The sequence below is a fragment of the Actinomadura sp. 7K507 genome (genome assembly GCF_004348425.1).
Classification (GTDB): Bacteria; Actinomycetota; Actinomycetes; order Streptosporangiales; family Streptosporangiaceae; genus Spirillospora.
Genome location: NZ_SMKK01000103.1, coordinates 1 through 14,188, shown reverse-complemented (window position 1 = coordinate 14,188; position 14,188 = coordinate 1). Strand labels below are relative to the sequence as shown.

The following is a 14,188-nucleotide window of genomic DNA, read 5'->3' as shown; positions in this document are numbered from 1 at the left end:
GAGAAAACACCGATGCAGGTGATCGAGTTCTTCGACAGGGGCGTCCTGGTCAACCCGGACGGCATCGCGTTCGTCCGCCCGGACGGCACGGGGGCACTGACATACGCCGAGGCCGCCGACATCAGCCACCGGGTCGCGGCGGCACTGCACCGCGACGGTATCGGGCACGGCACACCGGTCGCCGTGCTCAGCGCCAACACGCCGCGACTGTTCCCGGTCGTCCTCGGGGTGCTGCGCGCCGGCTGCGCGCCGGCTGCGCGTGGGTCGCGCTCAACGCGCGGGCGGCGCCGCAGGACATGATCGCGCTGCTGCGGCTCGTCGGCGCGCGGGCATTGCTGCACTCCGGCGAGCTGACCGGGGTCGCCGAGCGGATCCGCGACGAGGTCGGAACGCTCGCCCGCGCCGCCTCCATCGACCGTCCGGAGGACTGGTCCGCCCCGCCCGGCACTCGCGTGCCGCTGCCGCCGCTGGACCCCGAGGCCGTGGCCGGCTACTTCGGCACCGGCGGCACCACGGGACGCCCCAAGGCCGTCGAGGTCCCCAACCGGGCCTTCGAGACGATGATCCACGCCTTTAACGCGCACCTGCCCGAACACGACCCCGTCCACCTCGTCGCCGCCCCCATGACCCACGCCGCGGGGACGCTCGTCTTCCCCGTCCTCGCCGCCGGCGGGCGCAACATCGTGCACGACGGGGTCGCGCCCGGCGAGATACTCGAATCGATCGAGCGGAACGCGGTGACCCGGCTCTTCCTGCCGCCGACCGCGATATACGCCCTGCTGGACCACCCGGACGCGCCGCACCGCGACCTGTCGAGCCTTCGCTATTTCCTGTACGGGGCGGCTCCCATGTCGGTGACCAAGCTCGAAGAGGCGATGGAGGTCTTCGGCCCGGTGATGGCCCAGTTCTACGGGCAGACCGAACTGCCCATGATGTGCACGTTCCTCGGCCCCCGCGAGCACGTGGCGGCACTGGCCGAGCCGCGACTGCGCGGCCGGCTGGCCAGCTGCGGCCGGCCCACCCTCGTCGCCAACGTCGCCATCGTGGACGACGAGAACGCCCCGGTGCCGACGGGCGAGAGGGGCGAGATCGTCGTACGCAGCTCGCTGCGCATGAAGGGCTACCACCGGGCCGCCGACCAGACCGCCGGCGTCCGCCTCCCCGGAGACTGGCTCGCCACCGGCGATGTCGGGCACATCGACGCCGACGGCTACCTCTACATCGTCGACCGCAAACGCGACCTCATCATCTCCGGCGGCTTCAACGTCTTCCCCAGCGAGGTGGAGCAGGTGATCCTCGGCCACCCGGCCGTCCGGGACTGCGCGGTCATCGGCCTCCCCGACGACAGGTGGGGTGAGCGGGTGACGGCCGTCGTCGAACTCAAGGCGGGCGCGGACGCCGACCAGGCCGAGCTCATCGCGGCCTGCAAAGAGCACCTCGGCGGCGTCAAGGCGCCCAAGGAGGTCATCTTCCGCGAGCTGCCCAGGTCGCCGGTCGGCAAGGTGCTCAAACGCGAGCTGCGTGACGAATACTGGCAGGGCCGAGAGCGAAAGGTGTGACGGAATTGTCTGCAATGCGGGCGGCGCTACGTACAATAAACTCTGCACTCAGCAATTCGACCAGCGGCGGATCTGAACGAGGTACGAACCCGTGAGCACACGCTCCGCGGAACCCAAAATCGGCGCGGGAACACGAAACGTGCATGACACCCTGCGGCGGCTCATCCTGGAGTGCGAACTCCCTCCCGGCGCGGAGATCTCCCAACTCGAACTCAGCCGCAAGCTCTCGGTCAGCCGCACCCCGCTGCGCGAGGCGCTGCGCCTGCTCGAAAGCGAGGGCCTGGTGGAGAACAGCGGCCCGCACCGTTCAGTCAGGATCAGCTCCCTGAGCATGAACGACCTGGACGACCTCTACTCGCTCCGTGTCATGGGCGAGGGCCTGGCCATCTGGCTCACCGTCCCGATGCTGCGCGGCGCGGACTTCGAGCAGCTGGAATGGGAACTCGAACACGCCGCCCCCGGCGGCGACACCGAGGCGCACCGGCGCTTCCACACCATCCTGCGAGCCGGTGCCGGGCCGCGGCTGCGCGACCACCTGGACCGGCTCTTCGACCACGCCGAGCGCTACCACCGGGCCTACATGTTCCAGGAGCAGGACAGCGGCGACTTCGAGGCCAAGCTCGAGGAGCACCGGAATCTGATGGACGCGTGCCGCACCCGCGACCGGCAACGCGCCCGCGACCTGCTGGTCGACCATATCGCCGGCACGGCCATCGCCCTGATGACCGCCGAGCGGCACGCCCCCTTCTCCCTCCCCATCGCCGTGGCCATGGCCAAAGCCGGCGGAACGGCGGTAGACCCGTGATCCGCCCGACGGAAATGCCGTGGGATAAAACGGGAGCTTAAGGCTTGGGTAAGCCTGATCTATTGGGCTCAGGCGTGCTGGCCAGCAATTCCGTGGTAGTCGGGTTCATCTGCGCCTTGTAGCGGCCGGCGGCGCCCACGGAAGCCGAGGCCGGGCATCTTCGCGGCGTTACGGCGTGCCGCGTGTGGTGATCTCGGCCTGGGTGTCGGCGATCAGGTTCGCGGCGTGCGGGCCGGCGGCGTAGCGGGCGGCGTCGATGGCGGTGGTGGCCGCAGAGAGCGGGTCGGGGTTGGTGGCGCGGTGCAGGGCGAGCCAGGCCCACCGGTTCTCGCCGTCAGTGAGCTGGGAGCGGCGGGCGCGCAGATGCGCCTCCGGAGTCAGGGCGCGGACGGCGACGCTGGCGGTGATGTCAGAGTCTTCGCCGAGCCCGGCATAGTGGGCCGCCTGCGCGGCGGCCCACCAGGCCAGGTCCCGCAGTTCCGGTTCGGGAAGCCGGGTCAGTGCTTCGACGGCGGGGCCGAGCGGGTCGCCGCGCCGCGGCCGTTTCGGATACAGCGTGGGTAGGTCTGGCACGATCCGGAAGCCGATGCCGGCGGCCTCGATGCCGGCCAGGTCTTCGGCGGTGATGCCGCGGCCGGTGAATCGCTGCACCGCGAGCAGACCCATCATGTCCTTGCGGCGGTGGTCGTCGGCGAAGTCGAGGCCGGTGAGCGCCGCGGTGAGCGGTGGTGGCGCGTCGAGTTCGTCGAAGGGTTCCTCCGAGAGCAGCACTTCGCCGTGCTCGGCGAACGACAGCCGGGTCAACGCGTTGACGTTCCAGTACATGCTGGCGGCCCGCCCGCCGGCGGACGCCCGGGTCAGCACGGGCGCGGTCGAGCCCTGCCGGCCGTTGAACTCGACGGCGAGGACGGCGTCGCCTTTGTCCAGTACCGCGACCCATGGATCGATCGACTGCCGGTGCATCAGGTCATCGATGATGGTCTGCATCGACTCCGGCAGGGCCGGGTCCGCGTTGAAGGCGCGCAGCACGTCCGCGACGTCCGCGCCGGTCACCACCGTGACCGTCGCGGCCTCGGACAGGGTGCTGCGGTTCAGCCACCGGTAGGCGGCTTCGGGTGGTTCGGGACGCGACGGCTCCGGCTCACCGCGCAGCCGGTGGCCGAGCCGGTCGGTGCGGACGTGCACGGTGTCGGGCGCGGCGGGCGCCTGCCACACCACCAGGTCGTAGTACTCGGTTCCGTCCGCGTCGTCCCGGCCGCGGGCGTGGACCCGCAGCCGGTAGTCGCCCGGCCAGGGCGGGGTGACCCTGCGCAGGTGCGGCTCGACCGCCTGGGGCCCGGCCACCGAGGCGCCGCCGGCGGCCGCGCGCCAGCTGACCTCGACGATCTCCTCCCAGCCGGTCGCGACGTCCTGCGGCGGCCCGTCCAGGACGTGCAACCGGATCTGGACGTGTCCGTTCTCGGCACCGGTGCGGATCACCGCACCGCCCGGAACGACCGCGACCAGCCCGTTGTCCCCGAAGTCGACTTCGGGGACATCGCCTTCCTCCAGCAGCCCGAACCGGTGCCCCGACACCGGCGCATGGCCGCTGGCCGCGATGGGGAGCAGGTACTCCTCCCGTGCTTTGGCGAGCAGCGCGGCGGCGTAGGCAGGGGGCATCGGGGCCTGGCGTAGCAGCAGGGCCGCGGTGCCGATCGCGACACCGAGCACCGCTGGTGGTCGGGTGGCCCAGGGCTGGACGCCCACCCGGTGCAGGACGGCGGCGGCGGTGGACACGGCCAGCGCGAGTCGTGCCGCGCCATGGGCAGCCGCCACCCCGGCCTCGTCGGTGATCTCGGGCTTCACCGGCAGGTGGGCGGCCACGCACGGGTGGGTGGCCAGCCGACCGGCCAGCGCGGCGACCAAGGGCACCGCACCGGGCCGGATCCGGTCCAGCATGGCGGCCCCGGTGACCGTCTCGCTCGTCCCGTCCGCGGTCTCCATGACGAAGCCGCCGGTGAACGGCTCGCCCAGAAAGGCGGTCAGGTCCGGGGCACCGGCCGGGTCCAACTCCGGCACGGTCAGTTCCAGCGCGCCGAGCAGGCGTTCGACCAGAAGTTGCGGCAGCGAGCCGAGTGCGTCCCGCACCGGCGAATCGTCCGACACGGGCCCTCCGCGGGAACGGAATTGAGCCGCGGCTCGGTGATTGTGTCCGACGGCAGATCCGCGGATCGGCCATATCTCGTCGGCGGTCGCCCGCAGCCGGCCGAGTTCGGCCGCCGGTGCCTTCGGAACGCGAGCGAGGACCAGGGGCATCGCCGCGGCGACCGGACCGGCCAATTCCTCCAGGACCGCATCAGGAATCTCGACCACAGCGCCCCCGCCCGCCAACACGTACAAGACGGACGAAACTCTAGCCATCGACATTGCCGTCTGTTGGCACAACGGGTGTCACGGCGGACGAGTCAGCGCGGCAACGCCAACTACGCTCCCGTTCCCCGCGCCAACACTCGATCAGTGTCCAGCTCTGCAAGCGGGAGACGTCGATGGATCGTGTTCGTAGAACGAGTGGACTGCCGATTGGCCGGTGTAGTTCGGCCCGGCCTTGTCGTCGGCTCCGAGGTAGCGGTAGGGCAACCGGATCTCCCCCGGGCCGTGGCGCGAGATTCGGCGGCGGGAGGCGTCGTAGGCGAATCCCTGCCGGCGCAATTCGGCGGTGAGTCCGCGACCGACCGGTGTACCGTCTGCGCGGCGGACCGAATGCACGTCGAAGTTCGCGATAAGGAGTCCATCTTCGGCCAGCCAGCCGGCGGCTCGCGCCAGAGTGCCGAGTTTGTCACCGACATAGTGCAGCCCGTGTACGCACGTGATCAGGTCGAAACGGCCGTCCGGCACCCATTCGGTCACAGAGCCGGTGACCAGCTGCAATTCCGGCGGCACGGAATCCGCCACGAAATGGTCGACCAGGTCGAGCCCGACGATCTCGACCCGAGCTCCCCTAGCGCCGTCGGCGGCGAGCCGGACGGCCTCCGAGAGAGCACGACCACTTCCACAGCACAGGTCCAGCCACCGCACGCACGCGGACCGCGCGCCGCGGTCGGTGAGCTCCGCCATGACGTCCAGTCCGAGCTCGCGGCCGTAACCGTTCGAACCGCTCAGCGACCGCTCGCGATTCATCGCGCAGTTGGCCACCACCGTCGATCTCTCCAGGGCATCATCGCCCAGCAACCACATCACCTGAGCATTGTCGGCCACGCCCGCCGCACCCCGCCCGCGGGCGGCTGTCGAGCCAGGACACCGCGTGAGGCGCGACCGGGCGGGCGGGCGATTGGCCCGTGCGCGTCGTCTATGGATGGCAGTCGCCGATCTTGTTCACCGCATCGATGCGGCTGCCGAACTTGCCTCCCGCCTTGTAGGCCTTGGAATAGTCGCCGACGGCCACTCTCCTGAACTCCTGGTTCTCCCCCCAGTCGATGAAGCAGCCCGCGGCGTTCGCGTAGAACGACCCCACGTTGTCGTGCAGGTAGGGCGGCAGGTTGCGGTAACCGTTCGTTGGGCTCCAGCTCCAGTGGCTGCCCTCGTAGTCGTTCTCCTCCCAGAAGCAGATCGCTCCGGATTCGCACTGGTCGGCCACACGCTTGAGCAGGGCCGCCTCGTTGCTGTTCGCAGCGGCCGAGGCGGGGGCCGCAGTCAGGCCGGACACCACCAGTAGCGCGGCGGTGAGAGCGCCCGTACGTCGCAGCCTTCTCATGGTCACGTTCCTCCTCGCAGCAGATCACCGGCGCCGTCGAGTTTGCGACAGCGAGCAATCATATGAATACTCTCTGCAATCAGAGGCGGGAAGTATCCCTGCCGCTGCGATCCAGCTACCCCGGCGCTGTATCGAGCATCACCGGCGGCACCTCAGTCGCCGACCGTCCCCGGACGACGCGCTTTACGGGCCGTCCACCGCTTCGACGGCCAGGATGCGGGAGTAGTGGAAGTTCCTCTCCTCCTGGCGTCCCGTCTCCGCGCTGCGCAGCTCGCAGATCGCCTTGAGCAGCTTCTTCTTGTTCCTCCGCACCATCTCGTAGGGAGGGCCGATGACCCGGACGGTCTCCACGCCGTTCTGGTCGACGTAGGTGATCCGTACACGCTCGTCCTCCGCGACGGCTCGGGCGAGCAGCCGGATCTCGTCGGACCTGAGCTCGCGGGCCTCGCGGGTGACGACGCCCAGCGCTCGTTCCAGCTCCGAACGCCGGCCGGACGGACGCGGAGGACGCGAACCGGACGGACGCGGAGGACGCCGAGGACGTGGAGCCGCCGGCCGCGTTCGGGCAGCTGAGCGCGGTGGGACGTACGGATCCTGGCGCAGCCGCTCGGCGAGCGCCTCGAAGTCGGGCGGCGGCTCACCGGAGGCCGGTGGGGGAAGCGGGCCGGGCGCGGGGTCTTCGGCCGCCGGGTATCCGGCCGCGCCCAATGCCATGAGGACGCTCTCGCGCGGGCCCGTGGCGATGAGGACGCCGGGCGAGAGAAGCCGCACGCCGAGGCCCTGGAGTGCCGGGTGCCGGACGGCGCGCGCGAGCAGTCCGGTGTCGGCGCAGTGGAAGACGCACGTGGCCGGCACCTCCTGGAGGCTGGACGGCGTGCCACGGACGGTCGCCATTGGGTCCGGAGCGATCGTCGTGCGTTCGGAGAACGCCGGAACCACCCGGGACGCCTCTCGCGCCAGGCCGTCATGGTCCCCGGCGGCGAGGAGCGCACCGAACGAGGACAGCACCCCGTGCGCGACCAGGCCGAGGAGCACGGCCTCTTGCAGCAGCGCGCTGTGCGGCGGGCGGCCGGAGGCGTGGTCGCAGGCGAGTGGCCGATGCCAGTCGAGCACTCTGCCGAGATCCTCGGGCGCCTGCGCGCCCTGCCCTTCAGGGACCCTCTGCAGGACGGTCACGAGTTCGTGCCGCACCTGGACGCAGCCGTCGCAGTCGGCCTTCGCGCTCAAGGGGTAGAGCTGCTTGCCATCGTCGGAACGGGTCCGCGTCGGTGCCGACGGCAGGTTCCACCACGCGAGCAGCAGCCGGGCGGCCTGTTCACCCGGCGGCAAGGACGTGAACGCGTCACCTCCCGGCGACAGGCCGAGGTGCCTCCCGTCGTTGGCGAGCAACCCGGCGCGCTGAGCGCATGCCACCGCCAGCCGCGCGGAGGGTTCGCCGCAGCGCGCGGCACGCATGACCCGCTGGAGCGCTCTCGGCTGCATCCCGGCGACCCTGAAGACCTGCAAGGGACGCCTGCCGCACTCGGCGAGCATCCCCGCCGCGTGCCCGACGAACTCCCCGAGCCGTGCGGCAGCGGTCCGCTCCACCCGTTCCGCACCGATCGGGACGGTCGGCAGGCCGGGCGGTAGCGGGTCGAACGGCGCCTGCCACGCCGCTCCGGCCCGCGCGGGCCACCGTTCACACAGTGCCTCGGCGACGTGCATCACCTCGCCATGGCCGGGCCACACGAGCGCGTGCCGCTCCAACGTCGTCAACGCCTTGTCCAGCGCAGAGCCTGGCCAGTCCAGCTGGGCCGTGATCCTCACCCGGGTCGCGTCCTGCCCGAGCGTCGCAGCCGCCTCCGCGGCCTGGACGCAGGGCCGCGTCAACCGCCTGAGTGCCCGCTCCACCGACCGCCTCTGCTGGAGGCGCTCGGCGAGATCGTCCCACCCGTCCGGCTCGGCCGGCCCGCAGACATCGGCCCGAGCCGCCAGCACCTCCGCGAGCGCGGCCTGTCCGAGCGTGGCCAGCCAGGCCGGCAACGGCGTCCCCGTCATGCCCGTTCTCCCTCCGCGGACCACCGGACTCGGGCACCGAACGAGCACAACCCAAGCGCAGGTGTCCCGGCCTACGCCGCGGATCCGGGAAAGTCCGGCCCGGTTCCCTCCAGGGGCCGCCGGGGGCAGGGTGAGAAGATCATCGGATGCCGATCGATCCGCACCTGCTGGCCGTGTTCACGGTGACCACCGTCGTCGCGCTGATCACTCCAGGGCCCGACATGCTGTTCGTGCTCGGGTGCGGCGTGCGGGGCGGCGCCCGCGCCGGGCTGCTGGCCACGGTCGGCGTGATCACGGGCGACGCGCTGTACATCGTCGCGGCCGCCGCCGGGCTCGCCGTGCTGCTGACGACGTTCCCGGTCGTGTTCACGGTGGTGAAGATCGCCGGTGCCGCGTACCTGATCTACCTCGGCGTCCAGATGATCCGCCACCGCAAGAAGGGCCAGGCCGACGACGCTGCCGTCGGAGGGATGCCGGGACGGCGTGCCTTCCTCAACGGCGTGGTGTCGTCGATGGCCAACCCGCAGACGTTCACGTTCATGGTCGCGTTCCTCCCCCAGTTCATCGATCCCAAGGCGGGGCCGGTCTGGCTGCAGTTCCTGGTCCTCGGCGGCGTCCTGATCGTCCTGGAGTTCCTGGCCGACGGAACGGTCGGCGTCCTGGCCGGGCGGATCGGCGGTTGGCTGCGCGGCCGCCAGGCGGTGCGCCGCCGGGTCGACGCCGCGACCGGGACCGTCTTCATCGGCCTTGGCGTCACCCTCGCGGCGGAACGCTGACCGGGCCGGCACCTGGAATCTTGCGAGGGCGGGGGTGGTTGGTGGTGGGTGTGAAGAGCATCGGGTTTCTTTCGTTCGGTCATTGGAGTGACGTCGCGGGGTCGCGGACGCGGTCGGCGGCGGACGCGCTGCTGCAGTCGATCGAGCTAGCCGTGGCCGCGGAGGAGCTCGGCGCCGACGGCGCCTACTTCCGGGTGCACCACTTCGCCAGGCAGCTGGGGTCGCCGTTCCCGCTGCTGTCCGCGATCGGCGCCAGGACGTCGCGCATCGAGATCGGCACCGGCGTGATCGACATGCGCTACGAGAACCCGATGTACTTCGCCGAGGACGCCGGGGCCGCCGACCTGATCGCCGGCGGGCGGCTGCAGCTCGGTATCAGCCGGGGGTCGCCGGAGCAGGTGATCGACGGGTGGCGGTACTTCGGGTACGAGCCGCCCGAGGGCGATACCGCCGCCGACATGGCACGCAAGCACACCGAGGTGCTGCTCATGGTGCTGCAGGGCAAGGGGTTCGCCGAGCCGAATCCGCGGCCCATGTTCCCCAATCCGCCGGGCCTGCTGCGCATCGAGCCGTATTCCGAGGGGCTGCGCGACCGTATCTGGTGGGGGTCCAGCTCCAACGCCACCGCCGCGTGGGCGGCCGAGCTGGGCATGCACCTGCAGAGCTCCACGCTCAAGGACGACGAGACCGGCGAGCCACTGCACGTCCAGCAGCGCAAGCAGATCGAGGCCTACCGGCAGGCTTGGAAGGACGCCGGGCACGAACGCGAGCCGCGCGTGTCGGTCAGCCGCAGCATCTTCGCGCTGACCAGCGACCTGGACCGCGCCTACTTCGGCCGGAACGCCGACTCCGACGACCACATAGGGATGATCGACGAGAAGACCAGGGCGATCTTCGGGCGCTCGTACGCGGCCGAGCCGGACGTGCTGGTCAAGCAGCTCGCCGAGGACGAGGCCATCCAGGCCGCGGACACGCTACTGCTCACCGTCCCCAACCAGCTGGGCGTGGAGTACAACGCGCACGTCCTGGAGAACATCCTGACCCACGTGGCACCCGAACTCGGCTGGCGCTGAGCACCGGCGAACCACCCGCCGGACCGCCTGCGCGGACCCTGTGGAACGGCGGGCGGTCTCCCATGTTCAGGCCGTAGGGCACGGCCGGCGGTCAGTCGATCCCGACGAGCCGGGCGCTGTCGTTCCAGAGGGCGTGGGCCAGCTCATCGCTGCGCGCGAGGGCCGAGGGGTCGGTCCAGGTGAGCCGACCTCGTCTCAGAGCGGCGTATGAGCCGCCATGCGGGGGTGTCGTGAAATCGCCGAGGGCGAGGTCGGCCAGGGCTTCGCCGGCGGCGGACCGGCTGTTGAGTGTGGGGTTGAGTCTGCGCAGAGGGCCTCCCAGTGGGGTGCCTAGCAGCGACCAGGCCGTCCGCAAGGGCAGCGATAGCTGTTTCGTCAGTCCTGTGCCGAACACCTGGCCAGGATCGTAGGCGATCACCGTGAGCCGCCGGTGCTCGGTGTCGAGGTGCCCGGCCAGGGACCGTGCGGTGAGGACGGCGCAGAGCTTCGACGCGGTATAGGCGTGCTGGCCCGCCGTGCGTGGCCGGGGGTCCCGGTCGGGATCCCGGCCAGGATGGGCCAGCAGTTCGGCGTGCGCGTGGCGGGGGGTCGCGAGCCCGGCGCCGGTGGCGGGATCGTGTGTGCCGCTGGTGGTCAGCACGACGGTGGCGCGGTCCGCGAGGGCGGGTGACAGCAGTCGCAGCAGCAGGTAGTGCGCGAGGTGGTTCACGGCGAACGCCGTCTCGAAGCCGTCGGTGGTCCGTCCGGCGACGTCGGGGAGGATGACGCCCGCGTTGAGCACGAGCGCGTCGATGGGAGTGCCGCCGAGTCGTTCGCGCGTCGATGCCGCGAACGCGCGTACCGAGCCGAGTGAGGTGAGGTCGAGCGGGATCTGCTCGCCGGCCGTGTCCGGCCGGCGAGTCCCCAGGATCAGGCGCGTGTCGCCGGAGCGTGCCAGCCGCTCGGCGGTGATCGCCCCGAATCCCGACGTTCCGCCCGTCATCACGATCGTGGACGCGCCACCGCCACCCGGACCGGCGCCCGGAGCCGACGGTGTCATGGCGCGGGCGTGCCGGTGGCGGCCTCGACGACGTGGCGCAGCGTCTCATCGATCCCGGTGGTGCACGCATGTTCCCGGTCGCCGCGAGGGTGGAACAGGCCGCGCTGCTCCGCGTCGTACAGTGCGGCGAGTTCGCGCGCGAGCGGCGCGGAAAGGCCGGCGTCGAGCATCGTGTCGATCCAGCCGCTCTGCGGGATGGTGACCACCTGGAGCGGCTTGCCGAGCACGGCCGCCAGGCGCCCGGCGACCTCCCGTTCGGTGTACTCGGGGGCCAGCAGGTCGACGGCCTCGCTGGTCGCAGGGGGTGCGAGCAGTGCCGCGGCGGCGGCCTTCCCGACGTCGCGCGTGGCGATCATCGGAATGGGGACGTCGGCGTTCTCACCGAACACGGGATAGATCCCGGCGTCCAGGGCCGCGCCGAGCACCGTCTCGACCTTCTCCTGGAAATGCGGCGAACGGAGCGCGGTCAGCCGCACGCCGGTCTCCCGCAGCCGGTTCTCGAAGTGGTGCAGCCAGCGGACCGGCCCGGTGCCTTCGGCCAGGTCGGCGCCGATCGAGGACAGCATGACGGCATGGGGGACACCGCTGTCGCCGACCGCACCTGCGATCGAGTCGGCCAGCCGGCGATGCTCGGCGTCGTCGCCGGTCGGGACGGTGGGCAGCATGACGAAGGCACCGTCGCAGCCGTGCAGCGCCTCGGCCAGCGCCGCCCGGTCACCGAAGTCGGCGACCACGGCCTGCGCTCCCCGCCGCTCAAGGGCCGCGCCCTTGGCCGCATCGCGGACCACGGCCCGGACCGGCGCGCTCCGGTCCAGCATCTCCTGGGCGGTCACCGCTCCGACATGCCCGGTGACTCCGGTGATCGTGTACATCGGCCTCTCCCGTACTCGCTTCGGGTGGACGTTTCGTTCTCCAGCCAAGCGGCACCGGCTGAGGCGATACATATCTGACAAGCGCGATTCCATGTCTGTGCGTCTACGATGAGTGCGTGGACCCCCTGAGCGACCTCCTGGAAGGCGTCCGCGCACGGATGGCGGCGTTCTGCCAGGCGATCCTGGACCCGCCTTGGGCATTGCGCATCGCCGACGGTGCCGCCCTAGCCCTGGCCACCACATTGCAGGGGCACGCGTGGGTCGTGCCGGACGACGGCGAGCCTGTGCTGATGCGCACTGGAGACGTGGTCATCATCAAGGGCCCGCACCCCTATAACGTCAGTGACGATCCGGCCACCGTCCCTGACTACGTCGTCCACCACGACAACCGCCTGACCACCATGGACGGCACCGACGTCACCGATGCCCTGCGGCTCGGACCGCGTACCAGCGGACTCACCCGCGACGGCTCGGCGATCGTCGCCAGCGGCACGTACCAGATCGGCAGCGACGTCACCGAACGACTCCTGAACGCCTTGCCCCCCATCGTGCTGGTGCCCGCGGCAGAGGCCCAGAACCCGGTGATGACCTTGCTGGCGCAGGAGGTGGGCCGCGACGGCCCGGCCCAGGAGATCGTGCTCGCCCGGCTGCTCGACATCGCCCTCGTCACCACGTTGAGCGCCTGGTTCGCCCGCCCGGACGCGCAGGCACCCGGCTGGTACCGCGCGCATGGCGACCCGCAGGCCGGGCCCGCGCTGCGGCTCATGCACGACGACCCCGCCCATCCCTGGAGCGTCGAAGCCCTCGCCGCGAAGGTGGGCTGCTCCCGAGCCGCGCTCGCGCGCCGCTTCACCGCACTGGTCGGCGAACCGCCCATCACCTACCTGACCCACTGGCGGATGGCGCTCGCCGCCGACCTGCTCCGGTCGTCCGACCTCACCATCGAGACCATCGCCCACCGGGTCGGCTACGCCAACGCCTTCGCCCTGAGCGTCGCTTTCAAGCGCATCCGGGGAGTGTCGCCCAGGCAGCACCGCGCGGGCGACCGTCCCGCGGCGGTCTGAGCGTCACGTCCGGACCTCTTCGGCGACCGCGACGGGCCGGGGGGACGGTTCCTCGGCAAGGCCGGCGCGGCGGTGCGGTCGCCCGGGCGCTCGTACGCGGCCGAGCCGGACGTTCTGGTCAAGCAGCTCGCCGAGGACGAGGCGCCCGAACTCGGCTGGCGCTGAGCACCCGGGCGGATGATCAGTACGCTGGTGCGACTGATCCGTTCTCTTCCGCATTGGGGAGCCCGCGTCCGCTATGGAGAGCCTGCAGCCCGAGGATCCGCGCCAGGTAGCCGCCTACCAGCTTCTCGCCCGGCTCGGCGCCGGCGGCATGGGCAGTGTCTTCCTGGGGCGTTCCGCCACCGGGCGCACGGTGGCGGTGAAGTTCATCCACGCCGAACTCGCCCGCGACCGCGAGTTCCGCGACCGGTTCCGGAACGAGGTCGAGATGGCCCGCCGGGTCAGCGGCCCCTGGACGGCTCCCGTGCTCGACGCCGACACCGAATCGGCGACGCCCTGGGTGGCCACCGGCTACGTTGCGGGTCCGACGCTTCAGGAGTCCGTCGTCGACCTGTACGGCCCGCTCCCCGAGGATTCGGTGCGGACCCTGGCCACCGGGCTCGCGAAGGCCCTGCGCGAGATCCACGACCGCGACCTGATCCACCGGGACCTGAAGCCGTCCAACGTGCTGCTGACGCTGGACGGCCCGCGCGTCATCGACTTCGGCATCTCCCGCGCGACCGATGGAACCGCCATCACCCGCACGGGAATGGTGGTCGGCACTCCCGGTTTCATGCCGCCCGAGCAGATCCGCGGAGAGCGGGTGACCCAGGCGGGCGACGTCTTCTCGCTGGGGGCGGTCATCGCGTACGCCGCGACCGGCCGGCAGCCGTTCGACACCGGCGAGGGCAGCGTGCCGTCGCTGCTGTTCCGGGTGGTCAGCGAGCCGCCCGAGCTGGGCGACATGACGGGCCCGCTGCGCGACCTGGCCGAACGCTGCCTCGCCAAGGACCCCGCGGACAGGCCCGGACCGGCGGACATCGTCGAGTCCCTGGGCGAGCCCGCACCCGGTCCCTGGCTGCCCGCCGAACTGCTCGATCGGCTGGGCAGGCACGCCGCCGAACTGCTCGACCTGGAACGTGCCCCCGACCAGGGCCACCCGGGTCAGCCGCCGCCGAGGCCCTACCCGCCCGCCGCGGGCGCGCCCCCGCCCCCATCGACGCGGCCGTACACCTCGTACCAGCCCCATGG

The 14,188-nt window shown here is 71.3% G+C and carries 13 protein-coding genes; 7 read left to right on the top strand and 6 right to left on the bottom strand.

Annotated features, from left to right (window positions below):
- Window positions 1–12: 12 nt before the first annotated feature.
- From E1285_RS46705 to E1285_RS23185, 3 genes are all read left to right on the top strand, one after another.
- Entirely contained in the window at window positions 13–300 is a 288-nt protein-coding gene (locus tag E1285_RS46705) for an AMP-binding protein (protein ID WP_207946748.1), read from the top strand.
- Window positions 297–1,559: an AMP-binding protein gene (locus E1285_RS23190; RefSeq protein ID WP_207946747.1), complete on the top strand. Its 1,263-nt coding sequence runs from the start codon at window positions 297–299 to the stop codon at window positions 1,557–1,559. Before E1285_RS46705 ends, E1285_RS23190 begins: the two co-directional genes overlap by 4 nt.
- 139 nt (window positions 1,560–1,698) lie before the next feature.
- On the top strand, window positions 1,699–2,364 hold the full coding sequence (locus E1285_RS23185) for a GntR family transcriptional regulator (RefSeq protein ID WP_165966713.1): 666 nt from the start codon (window positions 1,699–1,701) through the stop codon (window positions 2,362–2,364).
- 168 nt (window positions 2,365–2,532) lie between these two features.
- Here E1285_RS23185 and E1285_RS23180 read toward each other — a convergent pair whose 3' ends face one another.
- The 4 genes from E1285_RS23180 to E1285_RS23165 form a co-directional block, all read right to left on the bottom strand.
- Window positions 2,533–4,509: a DUF6461 domain-containing protein gene (locus E1285_RS23180; RefSeq protein WP_207946746.1), complete on the bottom strand. Its 1,977-nt coding sequence runs from the start codon at window positions 4,507–4,509 to the stop codon at window positions 2,533–2,535.
- A 348-nt stretch (window positions 4,510–4,857) separates the two neighbouring features.
- Window positions 4,858–5,598, bottom strand: a complete 741-nt coding sequence (locus tag E1285_RS23175) for a class I SAM-dependent methyltransferase (RefSeq protein ID WP_207946745.1) — start codon at window positions 5,596–5,598, stop codon at window positions 4,858–4,860.
- A gap of 91 nt (window positions 5,599–5,689) precedes the next feature.
- The gene (locus tag E1285_RS23170) at window positions 5,690–6,094 is read right to left on the bottom strand and encodes a peptidase inhibitor family I36 protein (RefSeq protein ID WP_132155440.1); all 405 of its coding nucleotides are present in this window, start codon (window positions 6,092–6,094) and stop codon (window positions 5,690–5,692) included.
- Window positions 6,095–6,277: 183 nt separating this feature from the next.
- A complete protein-coding gene (locus tag E1285_RS23165) occupies window positions 6,278–8,131 on the bottom strand; it encodes a WYL domain-containing protein (protein WP_132155438.1) in 1,854 nt (617 codons plus the stop codon).
- Between the two features lie 146 nt (window positions 8,132–8,277).
- Between E1285_RS23165 and E1285_RS23160 the strand changes: the two genes are divergently transcribed.
- Together E1285_RS23160 and E1285_RS23155 are read left to right on the top strand one after the other, a co-directional pair.
- Complete coding sequence (locus tag E1285_RS23160) at window positions 8,278–8,907, top strand: LysE family translocator (RefSeq protein WP_132155436.1); 630 nt, start codon at window positions 8,278–8,280, stop codon at window positions 8,905–8,907.
- 50 nt (window positions 8,908–8,957) lie between these two features.
- Window positions 8,958–9,980, top strand: coding sequence for an LLM class flavin-dependent oxidoreductase (locus E1285_RS23155; protein ID WP_132155434.1), 1,023 nt, complete (start codon window positions 8,958–8,960; stop codon window positions 9,978–9,980).
- A 91-nt stretch (window positions 9,981–10,071) separates the two neighbouring features.
- Here E1285_RS23155 and E1285_RS23150 read toward each other — a convergent pair whose 3' ends face one another.
- Window positions 10,072–11,019 (bottom strand): SDR family NAD(P)-dependent oxidoreductase, encoded by a 948-nt coding sequence (locus tag E1285_RS23150; protein WP_132155432.1) that lies wholly within the window; start codon window positions 11,017–11,019, stop codon window positions 10,072–10,074.
- Window positions 11,016–11,891, bottom strand: a complete 876-nt coding sequence (locus E1285_RS23145; protein WP_132155430.1) for an NAD(P)H-binding protein — start codon at window positions 11,889–11,891, stop codon at window positions 11,016–11,018. Before E1285_RS23145 ends, E1285_RS23150 begins: the two co-directional genes overlap by 4 nt.
- 116 nt (window positions 11,892–12,007) lie before the next feature.
- Between E1285_RS23145 and E1285_RS23140 the strand changes: the two genes are divergently transcribed.
- Window positions 12,008–12,955 (top strand): AraC family transcriptional regulator, encoded by a 948-nt coding sequence (locus E1285_RS23140; RefSeq protein WP_132155428.1) that lies wholly within the window; start codon window positions 12,008–12,010, stop codon window positions 12,953–12,955.
- Window positions 12,956–13,193: 238 nt separating this feature from the next.
- On the top strand, window positions 13,194–14,188 hold a 995-nt coding region (locus E1285_RS23135; protein WP_132155426.1), incomplete at its 3' end, for a serine/threonine-protein kinase.

What these genes read in the sequence shown, in the direction of transcription:
- E1285_RS23145 (WP_132155430.1), bottom strand. Translation starts at nt 11,891, where the DNA reads ATGTACACGATCACCGGAGTCACCGGGCATGTCGGAGCGGTGACCGCC.
- E1285_RS23190 (WP_207946747.1), top strand. Translation starts at nt 297, where the DNA reads ATGATCGCGCTGCTGCGGCTCGTCGGCGCGCGGGCATTGCTGCACTCC.
- E1285_RS23170 (WP_132155440.1), bottom strand. Translation starts at nt 6,094, where the DNA reads ATGAGAAGGCTGCGACGTACGGGCGCTCTCACCGCCGCGCTACTGGTG.
- E1285_RS46705 (WP_207946748.1), top strand. Translation starts at nt 13, where the DNA reads ATGCAGGTGATCGAGTTCTTCGACAGGGGCGTCCTGGTCAACCCGGAC.
- E1285_RS23160 (WP_132155436.1), top strand. Translation starts at nt 8,278, where the DNA reads ATGCCGATCGATCCGCACCTGCTGGCCGTGTTCACGGTGACCACCGTC.
- E1285_RS23150 (WP_132155432.1), bottom strand. Translation starts at nt 11,019, where the DNA reads ATGACACCGTCGGCTCCGGGCGCCGGTCCGGGTGGCGGTGGCGCGTCC.
- E1285_RS23165 (WP_132155438.1), bottom strand. Translation starts at nt 8,131, where the DNA reads ATGACGGGGACGCCGTTGCCGGCCTGGCTGGCCACGCTCGGACAGGCC.